This is a genomic window from Sulfitobacter sp. SK012 (assembly GCF_003352085.1).
Taxonomy (GTDB): Bacteria; Pseudomonadota; Alphaproteobacteria; order Rhodobacterales; family Rhodobacteraceae; genus Sulfitobacter.
This window is the reverse complement of record NZ_CP025804.1, coordinates 2,264,198-2,280,405: the sequence shown is the minus strand read 5'-3', so window position 1 is coordinate 2,280,405 and position 16,208 is coordinate 2,264,198. Positions and strand designations below refer to the sequence as shown.

Sequence of the window (16,208 nt, the reverse complement as noted above, 5' to 3'; positions counted from 1 at the left end):
CATCTTGGATGCGCCCTAACGTCTGGAAACGCTACAACGTCTCCATCATCGATAACGTCAGGACCGGAGTGCGCCCCCTTAGTAGTTGGTCTACTTAACTGTGATGATTTTGATGATGATGATATTCGACACTTAGGTCTGTTATCTAAGTTATGATTTTCAGCATTTAGATACGTGAACGCGCGAAAGCCAATTATAACAACCTTGCCGGTTTCAGGGTCAGTTTTTCGAACTTTCTCCGTCCGTAGTAGTCCAAGGTTCACGAGCGATCGGCGGACCCTGTAAAACTTCTGCCTGCCCCAACCAATATCTGCCGACACTATCGGTTCATGGTGCAGCCAAATATCCTGATCGTGGCTGTCGAAATACATCAGCAGAAAGCGCTCATCAGAACTCAGCGGATTGTTTTGAAACATCCACCTAGGAGCTTTGTAGAATCCGGGTCTGCGCTTATTGGTCATTGGTAGACCTCGCGAAGCCGTGCGGTGTCCGAAAGGCAAGCCGTCCGCGTGCCCGCCTCACTGCCAGCGGTCATTGTGACCGGAAAACCTGCACGGGCCAGATTTTCAATGGACTGCCAATCAGACTGTGAGACATTTAGGCCGCCGGGTGCGTTGCAGATCCGTCCAAGCAATTCACGATCACCAGAGGCAATCTGAATGAGCCGTACTTCGTCTTCTTGCTCGACTTCAAAGGTGAATTGCGATAGTTTTTTAGGGTCAGAATGAGCATCAGACAAACCTCGAAATTGCCCTGCCCCGGTTCGCCAACCGGGCGGGGTTTTGAATGGTGGGATCATAGTTTAGCTGCCCCCATTTGCTCAGTTTCCGGGTAAGAAACCGTTGCGCGGCTAGACAGCAAGTTGAGAACGTCTGTTTCGCGCCAAGCGACCGCACGGCGACCTAAGCGGATCGGTTTCGGAAATTCGCCGCGCCCCATCATCACGTAAATGGTTGCCCTTGAGAGACTGGTAGTTTCCACAACGGTTTTAAGTTTTAGTACTCGGCTATGTATTCGTGCATTGCTCATGAGAGATCTCCTAAATAGTATTGAGAGACCCAGAATGGGCTGAATACATCTCTCGCCAAATGCACGGACAAGCATGGCGGAAACATTCGCGAAGAAGCGCAGCTAAATAAGGGATTATGGGCTGAAGAGTTGTGAATCGCCCCACATCAAACTGCTCGCAGCCCAATCGAATTGGTGTGGCCGGATCTTTCGCTAAGCAGATATTGCGCCCACGCTTCCATCATAGGCCGGCGGCGCTCCAATAAGCTATCCCGATGATAGGCCTGCTCAACGCGGTTTCCGATCCTGTGACCCAAGGATAGCTCCGCCAGTTCCCTTGGGTAACCTTGCAGGCCTGCCCAGTCTCGCGCAGTCGATCTTAAGCCATGAGGCACAGCGGGCCGGCCGGACCTCTCGTCTAACCATCCAATTTGATGCTCAAGCAAACCTCTAGCTTTGTATAAATCACGATCATACGAATCCGCTTGGTGAAGTCGCCGCATCACAGCCGACAACGCCATATCGCTTAGTTGGCCGCCTCGCGGGGAAACAAAAACCAAGTCCACGTCAATCAGATCGCCACCTTTGTCGTTTGCCTCGCGAACGCGAGGAATGCCCCTCAGCAGACCGATTGCAGCGAGTGAGAGCGGGACCATCTGCTCCTCTTTGGTCTTCGTTCGGCTTGCAGGAATGCGCCATATCGCTTTGTCCAAATCAATTTCCGACCACTTGGCACCACGGGCTTCACCGCTGCGGACCCACGTAAGCGCAAGAAACTCCAAGCATCTTGCGGATGATCCTCGCCGCTGCGCAAGTTCATCAAACCAGAATGGAGCATCGCGGACTTGAAGCGCGGGCTGGTGGACAACTTTCTTCACCTTCGATGGCTTAGGCAGCAACATGTCCAAATTGCCGCCCCACGTTGCGGGGTTGGGTCCAGATCGCCAACCGCTCGCAGTTGAAAATGCGAAAACAGCTTCGATCCTGCCGCGCAATCTACTTGCCGTTTCATTCTTGGTTTTCCAAATTGGCAAAAGAACCTCGACAATATCCGTGACAGTAATCTCAGATACTCGCATTTTCCCAAGCCGAGGCACCGCATAAGTCCGCAGTGTGCTTTCCCATTGCGCAATATGTTTGGCATTGCTGAGTTCACCGGCCTTTTTGGCGAGAAGGTCGACCATAGCCATATCAAAAGTGCGAAGGGACAAATCTTCATCGCGCCGGGCTAACGGGTCTCCGCCTGCGCGCGCAACGCCCCGGTTTTCCGCTGCGGCTGCACGGGCTTTGGCGAGCGGCACTAAGGGGTAGGCTCCCAAGCCAATATCGCGCCGCCGACCGCGTATCACTAACCTTTGAACCCATCTTTTTGCGCCGCTGTCGGATACCACCAACATTAGACCATCTCCGTCGCTGTGCTTGCCTGGCGCTTTGACAGTGCTGCAAAAACCGGCGGTCAATCCCTTTGCACGTTTAGGCATATCAGCCCCCCATCCCATCCCACATCAAATTGGATAAACCAACATTCTATCCCACATAAAGTTGTGGATTAGAGTAGACTTTTTTAGACGAGATTGGAAGTAAATCTTATCTTATATTGAGAAAAAGTGGATTATCTCGGACAAGGTTAGACCCTAGTATAGCGGACTGTCTCTCCGCCAAGTTACCCCACAACCTATTGCAATATAAAGATAAAGTTATTTTTATATTTTCCTACCTACCATAATGCCTGCCATTCAAGTGATCGAAAATCGCTTGGAGCAAAAATCATTGAGAACTTGCAAGAGAGAAAAAGCACTAGACTGAAATAGGTAGAGTTTTCTTGGTTGCTTTCCAGTTCTCCTTGAGAACCGCCGATCCAGTTGCGGCAGTTCAGCACTAGACTGTTAATCAATTGGTCGTAGGTTCGATCCCTACCGTCGGAGCCATAAAAAGAACCTGAGATCAATAGCTTGATGGCTTTTTTGTTTTAGGGGCAAATCTAAGGACCTCGCCTTGTCACCGAATTTGTCACCAAATTCTCTTCAGATTAGACCAACGGATTGCAAATCCGTGCACAGGAGTTCGCTTCTACTACTCGCCTCCATATAACTGTTGAATAGAAAAAAGGGCCGCATCCAATTCGGATACAGCCCTTTCAATAGCATATATCAGTTGTTGATCAGAAGATGAAATCATCCTCAACCAGATCGCCGACAGCCAGACCTTCTAACGTCAATGTCGCATTTGTAGCTGATGTGATGACCACATTGCCGCCGGAATTACTGGCGTGATTTGCGATCATATCCGTGAAATCGGTAATGCCTGCTGCCGTGCTCATCAGCACTTCGTCCACATTCACCGCGAAATCGGTGATCGTATCTGCGGTCGCCGCAAAGACAAAAACATCCGCCCCGGCACCACCTGTCATCCGGTTGATACCTGTGCCACCGTCAAGCGTGTCGTTGCCGGTGCCGCCGAAAAGCGTATCATTGCCCGACCCGCCAGACAGATCATCGTTTTCAGTGAAGCCGTAGACCGCATCATTGCCGTCACCACCAAGCACGGTGTCATTCCCGGCTCCGCCAAAGAGCGCGTCATTGCCGGTGCCACCTGCGACATAGTCATCGCCGCCACCGCCGTAGACAGTGTCGTTGCCCGCCGCGCCATAGACGCTATCCGCGCCCGCAGCACCGCCCAGCAGATCGTTGCCGCCACCACCGTAAATTACGTCATCACCAGTCCCAGTCCAGATCTCGTCTGCATCGGCACCGCCACCAGCGGTGTCATTGCCACCACCGGTATAGATCTCGTCGCGGCCGCCAGAACCCCAGGCCTGATCCGCAGCATCGCCACCACCAGCCCCAATGAGGTCATCGCCCGCACCGCCGTAGAGTGTATCGCCGCCGCCGCCGCCATAAATGGTATCGTCGCCTGCTCCGCCGCCGACAAAGTCAACGCCGTTGCCAACAAAAATAACGTCCGATCCGTTGCCGCCATAAACGGTGTCATTGCCGCCGCCGCCGCCAATGGTGTCATTACCGTTCGCACCAAAGGCAAAGTCATTGCCCGCGCCAAGGTAGATCACGTCGTTGCCATTCCCCCCGTTTACAGAGTCGTTGCCATTGCCGGACAGAACTGTGTCGTTGCCGAGCCCACCGTTAAAGTCATCATCGCCAGTGGTGCCTTGTATCAAATCGTGTTCGGTGACCGTAGCACCCAAACTTGTCAGGGGGATCGCCCTTCCTGGCCCGAAGACCCCGGTAGCGTTGCCGATAGAGGTGAGTGAGTTTTCAAAGTCGATCCACTGAGCTGCCGTCGAAATCGGCGGCACCGAACCATCGAGCACAAAGAGAAAATCGGTATCGTTCCTGCCCAGACCGTTTATCCGAGTGTTTTCAACAAAAAGACCAAGAACAGTGGCGGACACGCCCGAACCGGAGACGTCAATGAAGAACTCTTCTTCAACGTCAAGGTTTTCCAACGTGTTAAAAGAACTGCCGATCAGTCGGGCGTTTATGTCGTCGATCGAAATGTCAGCAAAGCGGAATTCGTCATCTGAAAACGGCAGCAGGGAGTAGCTTAACGAGGATACGTTGTCTGGAACTACAACTTGCAGCTGAATGTTCTGCGTAAAACCGAGCACCGCATTGCTGTTGGTGCTGCGGTGTACTGCAACTCCATTGAGTGTGTAGGTGGTCATTCTGGGAAATCCTTGCTCTTATTTCTTGTCAGAAAAGTGGGTACAAGCATGTACTAGAGCCAAGAAATACCGATTAAAGACCTGTGCACCACTGCCGCTCGAATTCTTCAGCTCGTATGAGCTGCCTTAACATAGCCCATACAAGCGCTCGGTCAAGTTTTTGGGTGAGCCGCATGGTAGTTCAGCGGAGACCCAAAGTGTCAACTAACGACTAGATCAGGTAAGGACTATCCATGAGCCAAGAACACTCTCTTATCAAATACCGCTATTTGGGCCCATAGGCGCTGACGTCAGGCATCCAGACCGCGCAGTGACGGGGTTCTAACGTGACTGACCGTCTATAACGAGTTGCTATTGATGAAAGAACAAGGCGCAACTGGCCCACTTACCCGTTTTGCACCGGGAAAATCCTCAATCTAGAGTTTCATCAACCGCCGATATTCGAACAGCAATTCATCGTCATGGTGCCAAGTGTGGCCTGATCCGTCGTGAGGCGGCGCTGGAAGCACACCATCGTCGTTGGGAGATCGCCAGTTCGGCTGCCCTTCAAGGTTTGCGCCGTGGCACGATGCGCAGTTGTCTGCATAAAGACCGCGGCCCGCTTCAATGTCGCGATGATCCCAATTGTGATCAGCCGTTGCGCTGGAGGCCAAGGACAACACGACTGCTATCAACCATCTCATGCCACATTCACCCATGTGCGCATCCCACCGACAGCGTGGCTAAGCATGTGGCAATGCAAAAGCCAACGACCAGAATTGTCGAACACACAGATGATGTCACGGCTCTCACCAGCGTTCACCAAAGTGGTATCGCGCAGGTCCCCCAATACTCCCTCTTCATCAACTTCGTAGAAGTGGTGTCCGTGCAGGTGGATGCCATGCGGGAACGATGTGTCGTTTGCGAATGTGATCCGTACCGTCTCGCCATTTTGGAAGGATCCGAATGGTTCGGATTGCAGGTCCGATACATTGTTGAAGGCCCAGATATTATCACCGCTGTGTCGTCCACCCATCGCACCGCCCATCATCGTCAACGTCAGATGCTGCGTAGGCTCATCAGGTGCCGGCAGATTGGGCGGTGACAGAGCCATGATCGCTCCAGCTTGCCTATCCGTATTGGTGCCACTCACAGCCAGATCAGCCAATCGATAAGGTCCCTGACGGGTCTGCATGTCAAACCCAACGGGGCCAGTGATGTCCACAATCAGATCGACACGTTGTGCTGGCGCGAGAACAAGTTCAGTTATCGGGCGCGGCTTGGATAGGGCCATTCCATCCAAGGCCACAACCGACCCTTTGATACCGCTGATCGCAACGGTGAAGATACGGTTCGTTGCAGCGTTGATCAGCCGAAACCGAACGCGATCCCCAATTTTCACCTCATCTTGAGACAAGAATGCGCGGGCGAAGTTTCCCATGTAACCGCCATGGGCAAGACTGTGCATATCGCCAAATTCATCAGATAAACGACCATTCTCCTGTATCTGCCAATCCGACATCAGCACAGTGATGTCCTGATCGACATCGGGGGGTGTTTCATCCTCAACAATTAATGGTCCCATCATTCCGCGCGCCACCTGCTCGTGAGAAATGTAGTGCGAGTGGTACCAATAAGTGCCTTCATCTGGTGGGATGAAGCTGTAGGTTTTTGTGTCCGCAGGATTGATCAGATCTTGGGTCAGCATCGGGACGCCGTCCATTTGGTTCTCTAACCGGATGCCGTGCCAATGCACTGCGGTGCCTTCATCAAGACCGTTCTCGACATCGATGTTCACCCGTTCACCACGACGCAACCGCAGTTCTGGACCTGGCATTGACCCGTTGAAGCCTAGCATGGATGTTGCACCATCTCCGTCTGGCAGGATTTGCTGCGTTACCGTTTCGGCCTTCAGTCGCAACGTATTTTGAGCCGCGAAGGTCGGCATCGGTAAGATCGCGGCGGCCGAGACGGAAGCCAAGAAATGTCGTCTGTTCATGTGGTGCCTCATGTTGGCAAAGTCAGATTTGTGGTCAGAACCGCAGTTGTGCCGAGCACGGCAAGAATAACCATCCATTCAACGGATATAGATTTGGAGAGGTGATTTGCGGCCGCTGGATCACCTGCCCAGAGTGCCGGTATGAACCGAAACTTGTTAGCAGCGGCCAATCCCAAGAGACCACCGACCAGCAGCACCTTGATGATCAATGCCTGCCCGTATCCGGTGCCTATAAGAGCGGAGAATGACCCCACAAGCTGATAGCCCATGTAACCACCCGCGATGATCAACACTGGGACAGTTATCGAGGCTATGACACCAAATCGATGTCCCACATCCGCAGCCGAAGCATATGTGCTGGATGATGAAGCCAAGCGTTTCAATGGCGTAAGAACGCCGATCCAGAGGGCAACTGCCAGCAAGTGCAACGTCAATGCGATGTCGAGGAGCATGGTGTCACGGCCAGAAACATGTCCGACGTGATCGAACGACCAGACCGCAACAATGCCACCTAGAACTGAAATCCAAGGCCCAGATCTGCCCATAAACAGACCCATGATCAACAGGCTGAGGCCCCCAAGACGCAACATTATAGCCGTGCCAACGGGTGTCGCCCAAAGGAGGCCCAGCATCTCAGGATCAGTCATGCCGCCCACGTCGCCCGTCAGATTGGCACCGCGCAAGCAGAAGGCAAGGATCGTCGCAACAATTCCCAGACCACCGAATGCTATGGCCAAACCGCGTGTGCGATCCAACCGAAACACCAACGCGGCCATGACCGTGCCCGCCGCAGCCATCACACCAAGATAAAGCGCAAACTTTGTAACGATTGCAGCCAAACCGAAAACATCAGGCATCTTATTCGGCAGTGAAGCTGAAGGTGCCATTCAACGCATGACCGTCGCTACCAAGTCCACGCCAATCGATCACATAGGTACCGCTGCCATTGGGCTGCATTGGGACTGAATAATCGGAGATGAAACCACTATTTCCGCTCAAGTCCAGATCGACACTGTCGTGATCGGCATGCGTCATGGTCACACGCGTCAGACGAATATCGCCCTTAAAGTCCAGAAGTAATTCGGTCGGTGCCTCCGCAACGCTGGCCTCATTCGCTGGGGTCGTGCCATGGAGGGGGGAGTGTGCCAAGCCAGTAGTGGCCCAAACGCAGATCATTCCTGCAATCAATATGTTTTTCATCTTTGTTCCCTGTCTCATTGTTTTGTTGCGGTCAGTCAGTCGATCCCGTTGGCACGCTGTAACTCCCGAACATAGGCGGTGATCATGGTCACGTCGCCCTTAGTCACACCTTCAACTGGGGGCATGTCTCCAAACGTCCAGTGATGTCCTCGAACACCCATAGACGCAGCGCGTTGGAAACTTTCATCACCGTGGTGGCTCGGTTCATATATGATATGGACCAATGGTGGGGCCACGCCATCCTGACCAGCAGCGTTCGCGCCATGGCAAGCCGCACATTTGGCTTCAAAGCCAAGTTTCCCGATCTGAGCATTCTGCGAGAGTGTTTCAGGTAGCTGGACATTGGCGAGAACCCCATCTTTTACACTGATGGCTCTGTCAGTCGCGGCTGTTTGTGACGTCACAGGCCACATAACGTAGCCCAGGCCACCCACAACCAGAACGGCAGAGATTGCGATATTCGATTTCATGGACTGCACGGACCCTCTTATTTTTGGACATCGCTAAGCCCTCCCGTAGGTGGAGGGTCAAACGCTTTCTCATCACAGCTTCGAGAGCATCCAGATCGCCATGCCTACCATCATTAGGCTTTCTGTAAGTGATACAAATCCCAGTGGGACATTACTGTCACCGCCAACACAAGCGCACTTGAGTTCACGTTTGTCGAGGTAGACCGCTTTGAAAACACTGACAGCGCCAATGCTGGCCACGAACAACGCGGCTGGTGCGGACAGCCACGTGAGGACACCCGCCATCATCAACAGCCCCGCGCCCGTCTCTACGAACGGATAGATGTATCCGTAGCGAACCCACCGCTGTGCCAACAAATCGTAGTTCAGGAACATCGTGGCAAACCGCTCAACATCTTGCAGCTTTTGCAGACCCAACAACACCATTGAGATCGAAATGAACCATTCGACCGTCCGTCCTGTGAACAGGTTACCAAGTGTGAGCCAGGTGACCACAATAGCCAACAACGCAGCGACCGAGAACAACGCAATCACTGGCTTATACGTTGTCGCGTCTTTGGACGTGGTGATTTTCCCGAAATGTCCGCTCAGGTCATCGAAGCCGCCGATGCGTTCTTTACCAATGAAGGTCTGTGGTGTCGTCTTTACATCATGCTTGGCCTTGAACGCATCAACCTCATCACGGCTGGTGAGGTGACGATCTTCCACATGCAAGCCCTGACGCTCTAGCAGATCTTTCGACCTCAATCCGTAGGGACACATGTGGTCAGTCATCACCATCCGATAGAGTGTTGCGGTTTTGGCTGCGGTATCCTTGGCCATGTATCTAATCCTATTGCGGGTGCGGACACCCATCAGAATGGCACCCTTGAAACTCGTTCATCATCAGCTTAATCTCTCCAGTAACAGGAAGGTAAAGGTGAGTTTTATGAATATTTCTGCCGCATCAAAGGCTGCAGGCCTCCCCGTCAAAACCGTGCGATATTATGCCGATATCGGCTTGGTCGAAGCACCGTCGCGATCAGAGGCGGGATACCGCACCTATGATGATGTGGCCGTGCGCAAGCTGGTGTTCGTCAGACGATCACGTGCGTTCGGGTTCAGTATCGAAGGATGCCGCGAACTATTGAGCCTGTACCAAGATCAGGACCGCACCAGTTCGGAAGTGAAACGCATTGCATCCAAGCGACTGGAAGAGATCGAAGAGAAACAACGGGAGCTACAGTCACTGCATGATGAGTTGGCTTATCTGGTGACATCCTGCCGTGGTGATCACATGCCTGACTGTCCGATCATTGATTACCTTGGTTAGGCGGACTGAAAAATTGGGTTCGAATACCTATGGCTAACGTCTTAAGGCAACCAAAACTGTTCATGAAAATAGACACTCACGCCTCCAACACGCTGATGTGTAACGAGTGAGATGTACTCCCTGCCCCCGATTTCGAAGGTATAGGAATAGGAACTAGCATGGGAACTGGTGTGAAATTATTATATATACTTTTCAATTGGATAACGTCACTCGTTCATAATCCATGACTCTCCATCAAGAACTCGCATCAATCGAATGATGACATGCAATGAACACACCACCCTTCAAATCAGGCCCGCACCAAAACCCACAACGTTAATATCAATACTGCGAGCAGAACCAACATTAGGGAAAGGGCTAAGATTGATCACGTTCCTTTTGCATCCTGCTTAATATAAACATACCGACCTAGGCAGCCAAAAGAGGGCCCCACCCACCAGGTAAATAGGGCTCTAACAATCTGATTTTCCCTGCAATTGGTTCAATCTCAAACATTACCAGCCCTCCGTAGATCACCCGCAGAAAACCAATGATCAATAATGCGGAAATTACGGGTCTGATCAAATTAACTGCATTAAAGAGCTTTAACATAACTACCTTCTACCGTTCCAAATCTTAGGCGCTTCCGGAATTCATGTACCCATTCTGAGACAGATCAAAAATTGGCATGAAATAAAATTTCTCTAGCGTTTCTGGCTTTACTCCAGCTTTCCAGTCCAGCCAAACGAGCAAGCGCAGCCTTCTCGCCTAATAGGTGTGCCTTATGGATTTTTCGAGAAAAACATGGTTACAGTTGCAATAACATGCCCCTCTCCAAGAGCCAATTCACCAGCCTTGCAATACACCAAGCCGAAGGGCTTTCCGCGAATGTAGCCTGCACTTATCAATAGATGCTCGCCTTCCTTTATTCGTTTTTCTCAAAGCCTGCTTTGATGCTGTTTGCTACAGCGGAATTAAGGAACCAGTCCCCAACGGCGGTGTTGTCGAAGCGATAGCGCCACATGTCGGTTCAGAACCCAAGCTGCCTTTCTTTCTTCTGGGTTACAGACTTCGATGCGGACTGTATGGTTTGGCCTATGAGGAAGAAATACACCGGAAAATGCCTTTGTGGCGAAGTCACTTACCTTGCCATTGGGCCACCTCTCGTTGTCGCACAATGTCACTGTGAAGAGTGTCGCAGATTGAGCGGAACAGGTCATTCAGTAGGTGCCATGTTTAGTACAAACGCCGTAACCATGAGCGGAAGGTTGAGCGAGTACAATTACGCGTCTGACAAAAACTCTCAGGTTACGAAGGCATTTTGTGCGAGCTGTGGCAGCCCAATTTACGGGACGAACACGCGAATACCGGATCATCTGACAATTACGCTTGGCACGTTGAACGATGCAAGCGATCTGGAAGTAGAAGTCGTCATCTTCGAGCGCGACAAACCACATTGGGATCATCTTGGGCAAGAGGTTGTTTCTTTTGCGACCCAACCGGATTGGAAACCTGAAAGCTGAGCCTAGTTCTATGTAATGCTGCGTATCATTCTGAAGTTCGAAAACGCGAGGATTGCACAACAAACACGACCAATAGCGGCACCGCCACAGTGATTGCCCCGACCACGATCAGCAGTTGACCCAATTCAGTGTAATTCGCTGCTGAGATTTGCTCGCCAGTGACCGGATCAACCGAGGCCCGCGTGACCAGGAACACCTTGTTGAGGTATTTTGTGCCAAGGCTGCTTGCCGACAACGCCATGTTGGTGAACGAGGCCATAACCGCAAAAAAGGTGGCCTTTAGATCGGGTGGCGCGTTGCGCGCGATCCATGCAAGCATCGGCACCATGGCGATCTGCCCCAACGGCGATTCAATCGCAGTATCAAGAACAGCAATGAACCGTGCGTCCACAATCCCGCCAGTACGTACTGCGGTCCACTCCTGCACCCCGTAGTATAGTCCAATATTTGGCAGCGACAGCACCCCCGCCGCAATGGTCAGCAGCACCACAATATATGCGATTGAATATTTGGCCATCAAAGGGCGCAAAACAACCAAGCCCACCAGCGCCAGCAAAGAGGTAATGAGCGAAAGGATCGAAAGGAACTGCTCATCAAACCCAAGGTCATCAATCTCAAACCAAATCAGACCCGGTCCTGGCAAAGGCACTGCCCTGAAAACGAAGATGATCGTAGCAGTACCAATCAGAATCCGGGCCGCAGAAGGCTCCAGCTCTTTGAGCAATTGCTTGATCAAGTACAGGATGATCGAAAGAGAGGCCACAAAGACGATCTCTTGCGCATAAACCAGATTGGATGTGCCTAATGCGATGCTAAGCACCACAAAGAACAGCCCACCGCCAAGGATCTTCCAATTGACCTCTGTCTCGTTGTCTGGATCGGGATGTTCCCGTCTTTGCGATTTGCGCCGTTGAATAAGGGTATGCAGAAACATCCCGCTGACTGAAATCACCGGAATGGCGAGGGCGGTCAGATAAACCCGCGCGTAAAGTGCCAGCCGGGCCTCGCGCGGCAACGCTTCCGCATCGGTAAAAATCCAGATATTGATGGCTGCCACGGACACAAAACCCGAGATAATCGCGATCCGCCCAAGTGCCTGCATGGTGGTGTGCATGGCCCGTGACTGCGTTTCACTGAAGGTTTGACCGGATGCATCAAGCAACGGGACAGCCTCAACCGTCATTGCATCGGCAACAACGTCTTGAATGGCGTATCCGGACGGGGCGAGCAGCAATGCAATGACAAACCAAGTAGCAAGCGGGAGGACTGTGCGCATCTCATCCGGGCGCGACACCAGACCAAACATGATCAGCAAAGACAGCGTAATCAGCCCTGCCCCCACCAAGATCAACAAGCCTTTCCATTTCCAGAACAGATCGACGACATGACCCATGGGCACTTTCAAAATCCACGGCAGACCCGCCCAAAACGCCAGCCCCGCAATGAACTCGGCTGACAGATCCAGATAGTCTTTGAGGTAAAATGCCCCAACGACCGATGTAAGGCCTGACACCCCAGCCGCGAAATACACCATGAGTGGCGGTAGAAATGACCATCGCATCTGCTGCGCGAGGTCTAGAAAGACGCGCTGGAACCAAGTCCGTCTGTCCGGTGGGCTATGATCGTCTTGCAATGTCATTTGTCTCCCTGGCCGGTATCTTAGCCCGGTTATGTTCCTAAGAATTGATCTGCGACAATTGGCTATGGTCATAAACCCAAGGACCTCGCAAACAGCATCAAATTTCGGCATAGGCAAGTGTTTGCAATAGGCTAGCTGCCGGTTATGTCGGTGGCCAATCGCCCTCTTAAAAGCTAGATAGCAATCATATATCAGTACAATCACCTTTTCTTTCATGGAGATTATGATGACCTTACCTTACGAATCTGCGCATGAGGAAATGCACTTCATCAATCGATCGGGCTGGCTACGCGCAGCTGTTTTGGGTGCCAATGACGGTATCGTCTCGGTTTCATCGCTGATCGTCGGGGTCGCGGCGGCGGCCCCCAGTTCATCTGCCATCTTGGTTGCGGGTGTTGCCGGACTTGTCGCCGGCGCAATGTCGATGGCCGCAGGTGAGTATGTCTCGGTCAGTTCACAGTCAGACACCGAACGAGCTGACATTGAGAGAGAAAAACAGGCGCTCATTGATACACCACAAGAGGAAGAAGCTGAACTTGCTTCAATCTATCAGTCTCGTGGACTTTCTGCTGAAACAGCCATGTTAGTCGCACGAGAGTTAACGGCAAAAGACGCATTGAGTGCCCACGTCCGAGACGAACTTGGGCTTTCCGAAATCCACGCCGCAAATCCACTACAGGCGGCGGTGGCCTCCGGGTTCACGTTTTCTGTTGCGGCAGCTCTTCCACTCGCTGCTGCAGTCTTGGCGCCGAGCGATAAGGTCATTCCGATCGTTGTCGTCGCAACCTTGATTTGTCTCGCTGGTCTTGGCGCGTTGGGTGCACATGTTGGCGGAGCGCCAAAACTTCGCGCGACAGCCAGAGTATTATTTTGGGGTGCAGCGGCCATGGCGGTTACCGCCGGTATAGGAAGTCTCTTTGGTCTGAACCTCTAACGAGCTAAATTGACCGGAACGCTGCAGTTAGTTCGGTTCAGAAAAAAGACCACTCTGAGCCCGAAACGGTGCTGTAAGGCAAACTCGAACGAACCTCAGGCAGGCCAGTAAAACGCACTTTATGGCGGACCAGAACGGCGGTGCGTACCCGCTTGAAGTTTACCTGCTGACGAGCAGACCGACGCTGGTTGAGCATTGCTGTCATTAAGAATGCCAACGCTACCTCCTTGTCGCGTGCCTTCGTGGCGCAGTTCTCTAGCACTTCGCCCTCATCATGAGGCCCGCCAGAGATAATCCCGGTCCGCGCATTGACGCCGCAAGTGAAGCAACGCAGGTTACAAAATCAATTTCAAAGGCAGGAAAATCCCATGGCCAACAATAGCTTCCAAATCGCCGTCATACCCGGAGATGGGATTGGTACCGAAGTGGTTCCAGAGGGATTGCGCGTACTAGAAGTTGCTGCAAAACGTTTCAATCTCGGGTTTGATTTCAAAGATCACGACTTTGCCTCGGCCGACTACTACACAGAACACGGCCAGATGATGCCGGATAACTGGCAGACCCTGCTTGATGGGGCGGATGCGCTGTTTTTCGGTGCTGTAGGCTGGCCGGACGTCGTGCCTGATCATGTCTCGCTGTGGGGCTCACTCATTCAGTTCCGTCGGAACTATGATCAGTATGTCAGCCTGCGCCCTGCCCGTTCTATGCCCGGTGTGCCCTCTCCACTGGCCGGCCGTAAGCCCGGTGACATTGACATGATGATTGTGCGTGAGAACACGGAAGGCGAATATTCTTCGGTTGGCGGGCGCATGTTTGAGAACACTGACCGCGAGATCGTCATTCAGGAGACAATCATGTCGCGTGTCGGTGTGGACCGCATCTTGAAATATGCCTTCGATCTTGCTGAACAGCGCGGCAAACATCTGACGTCAGCGACCAAATCCAATGGTATTTCCATCACCATGCCCTATTGGGATGAACGCGTGGCTGAAATGGCCAAGACCTACCCGCATGTCAAAGTGGACAAGTACCATATCGACATTCTGACGGCTCAATTTGTGCTGCATCCTGATTGGTTTGACGTCGTAGTCGCCTCGAACCTGTTTGGCGACATCCTGTCCGATCTCGGCCCGGCCTGCACCGGGACAATCGGGATCGCACCCTCAGGCAATATCAACCCAGAGCGACGGTTTCCGTCTCTCTTTGAGCCAGTCCACGGGTCAGCACCGGATATTGCGGGCAAAGGTATCGCCAACCCTGTTGGACAAATCTGGGCGGGTGCGATGATGCTGGAACATTTGGGTCACAAAGATGCAAGCGATGCGATCGTTGCCGCTATCGAACTGGTGCTGGCTGAAAAAGAGCTGCGCACAGCCGATCTGGGTGGGAGCGCTGATACAATCACCTGCGGCGCAGCGATTGCTGACGCGCTAGCAGACGGAGCAAGATGAGCACCGCAGGCTTTCTGCCAGGTTTTGCCGAACAGCGCATTGACTGTAATGGCGTCTTTATTAACTGCGCTGTCGCCGGCACGGGGCCACCAGTATTGCTGCTGCACGGACATCCACAAACGCTTATCGTCTGGCGTAAAGTTGCGCCTGAATTGGTGGCTGTGGGCTACAGTGTCGTGGCGTCTGATTTACGCGGCTATGGGGCCTCAGACAAACCCGCCAGTACGTCTGATCATGCACCCTATTCGAAACGCACCATGGCGGAAGATCAGGTGACGCTGATGGGCAAACTCGGCCACGAGCGCTTCGCGGTGATCGGGCATGACCGTGGCGGGCGCGTCGCACACCGAATGGCACTGGATGCACCGGACGCAGTCGAACGTGTGGTGGTCATCGACATAGCACCAACGGCCACAATGTACGCGCAGACTGACAAGGAGTTCGCCACCCGCTATTTCTGGTGGTTCTTTTTGATCCAGCCCTTTGATTTGCCTGAAAGGCTGATTTCTTCTGACCCTGCATATTTTCTAAGAAAACATATCGACGGACAGCTAAAGACGCCGGATGCAGTCAGCGACGACGTCTTTATCGCCTACCTGAAAGCCTACCAACAGCCCGAAACGATACATGCGATCTGTGAAGACTACCGCGCCGCCGCCAGTATTGACCTGCTGCACGACGCCAATGACGCGGATATGCGCGTTATCGCGCCGCTATTAGCTCTTTGGGGGTCGAAGGGCACCGTTGGCGCACTTTACGATGTATTGGAGACATGGCGGGAAAAGGCGCTGGATGTATCGGGCTGTGCCCTTCCGTGCGGCCACTCAGTACAAGAGGAAGTGCCACAGCTTTTTCTTGACCACGTGCTGCCTTTTCTCGCCAAGCGACAAAACTCCCGTTAGTTTTGTTTCATGATCCGCCGGTCCAGCTCTAGAAATTTTTTATAAAGAACCAGTCGGAAACCCAGAAGGACGGACACCTGCCCTTAGGAACGGAGCATATCTGCATTGAGCTTTAAATGGACCTTCGCCC

The 16,208-nt window shown here is 52.6% G+C and carries 15 protein-coding genes and 1 pseudogene; 5 read left to right on the top strand and 11 right to left on the bottom strand.

From position 1 onward, the window contains the following. Positions 1-457 precede the first annotated feature (457 nt). The 10 genes and pseudogenes from C1J03_RS11150 to C1J03_RS11105 all read right to left on the bottom strand — a co-directional run bounded on the left by C1J03_RS11150 (position 458) and on the right by C1J03_RS11105 (position 9,160). A complete protein-coding gene (locus tag C1J03_RS11150; protein WP_114886482.1) occupies positions 458-799 on the bottom strand; it encodes a hypothetical protein in 342 nt (113 codons plus the stop codon). Continuing rightward, a complete protein-coding gene (locus C1J03_RS11145; protein ID WP_114886480.1) occupies positions 796-1,029 on the bottom strand; it encodes a helix-turn-helix transcriptional regulator in 234 nt (77 codons plus the stop codon). The genes C1J03_RS11150 and C1J03_RS11145 overlap by 4 nt, the downstream gene beginning before the upstream one ends. A 146-nt stretch (positions 1,030-1,175) precedes the next feature. Then, a complete protein-coding gene (locus C1J03_RS11140) occupies positions 1,176-2,489 on the bottom strand; it encodes a tyrosine-type recombinase/integrase (protein WP_114886478.1) in 1,314 nt (437 codons plus the stop codon). A 680-nt stretch (positions 2,490-3,169) separates the two neighbouring features. Then, positions 3,170-4,690 carry a calcium-binding protein gene (locus C1J03_RS11135; protein WP_114886476.1) on the bottom strand — a complete coding sequence of 507 codons (1,521 nt, stop codon included), beginning with the start codon at positions 4,688-4,690 and terminating at the stop codon, positions 3,170-3,172. A 428-nt stretch (positions 4,691-5,118) separates the two neighbouring features. Then, positions 5,119-5,373 (bottom strand): annotated as a pseudogene (locus C1J03_RS11130) (c-type cytochrome); the annotation flags it as partial. Next, on the bottom strand, positions 5,370-6,668 hold the full coding sequence (locus tag C1J03_RS11125; RefSeq protein ID WP_114886472.1) for a multicopper oxidase family protein: 1,299 nt from the start codon (positions 6,666-6,668) through the stop codon (positions 5,370-5,372). The pseudogene C1J03_RS11130 and the gene C1J03_RS11125, both read right to left, overlap by 4 nt. Positions 6,669-6,676: 8 nt before the next feature. Further along, a complete protein-coding gene (locus C1J03_RS11120; RefSeq protein ID WP_114886469.1) occupies positions 6,677-7,525 on the bottom strand; it encodes a copper resistance D family protein in 849 nt (282 codons plus the stop codon). A 1-nt stretch (position 7,526) separates the two neighbouring features. Then, positions 7,527-7,868, bottom strand: coding sequence for a copper resistance CopC family protein (locus C1J03_RS11115; RefSeq protein WP_114886467.1), 342 nt, complete (start codon positions 7,866-7,868; stop codon positions 7,527-7,529). Positions 7,869-7,903: 35 nt separating this feature from the next. Then, a complete protein-coding gene (locus C1J03_RS11110; RefSeq protein WP_114886465.1) occupies positions 7,904-8,338 on the bottom strand; it encodes a c-type cytochrome in 435 nt (144 codons plus the stop codon). A gap of 72 nt (positions 8,339-8,410) precedes the next feature. Further along, positions 8,411-9,160, bottom strand: coding sequence for a MauE/DoxX family redox-associated membrane protein (locus C1J03_RS11105; protein WP_174234460.1), 750 nt, complete (start codon positions 9,158-9,160; stop codon positions 8,411-8,413). A 106-nt stretch (positions 9,161-9,266) separates the two neighbouring features. Here C1J03_RS11105 and cueR point away from each other — a divergent pair, with 106 nt between their 5' ends. Further along, a complete protein-coding gene (gene cueR, locus C1J03_RS11100; RefSeq protein WP_114886463.1) occupies positions 9,267-9,650 on the top strand; it encodes a Cu(I)-responsive transcriptional regulator in 384 nt (127 codons plus the stop codon). A 1,001-nt stretch (positions 9,651-10,651) separates the two neighbouring features. Next, positions 10,652-11,152, top strand: coding sequence for a GFA family protein (locus C1J03_RS11090; protein ID WP_368073928.1), 501 nt, complete (start codon positions 10,652-10,654; stop codon positions 11,150-11,152). A gap of 25 nt (positions 11,153-11,177) precedes the next feature. Here C1J03_RS11090 and C1J03_RS11085 read toward each other — a convergent pair whose 3' ends face one another. Then, positions 11,178-12,791: a hypothetical protein gene (locus C1J03_RS11085; RefSeq protein WP_114886459.1), complete on the bottom strand. Its 1,614-nt coding sequence runs from the start codon at positions 12,789-12,791 to the stop codon at positions 11,178-11,180. A gap of 226 nt (positions 12,792-13,017) precedes the next feature. Between C1J03_RS11085 and C1J03_RS11080 the strand changes: the two genes are divergently transcribed. The 3 genes from C1J03_RS11080 (at position 13,018) to C1J03_RS11070 (ending at position 16,078) form a co-directional block, all read left to right on the top strand. After that, positions 13,018-13,725: a VIT1/CCC1 transporter family protein gene (locus C1J03_RS11080; protein WP_114886457.1), complete on the top strand. Its 708-nt coding sequence runs from the start codon at positions 13,018-13,020 to the stop codon at positions 13,723-13,725. Positions 13,726-14,093: 368 nt separating this feature from the next. After that, entirely contained in the window at positions 14,094-15,176 is a 1,083-nt protein-coding gene (locus tag C1J03_RS11075) for a tartrate dehydrogenase (protein WP_114886455.1), read from the top strand. Next, entirely contained in the window at positions 15,173-16,078 is a 906-nt protein-coding gene (locus C1J03_RS11070) for an alpha/beta fold hydrolase (RefSeq protein WP_114886453.1), read from the top strand. The genes C1J03_RS11075 and C1J03_RS11070 overlap by 4 nt, the downstream gene beginning before the upstream one ends. Positions 16,079-16,208: the final 130 nt, after the last annotated feature.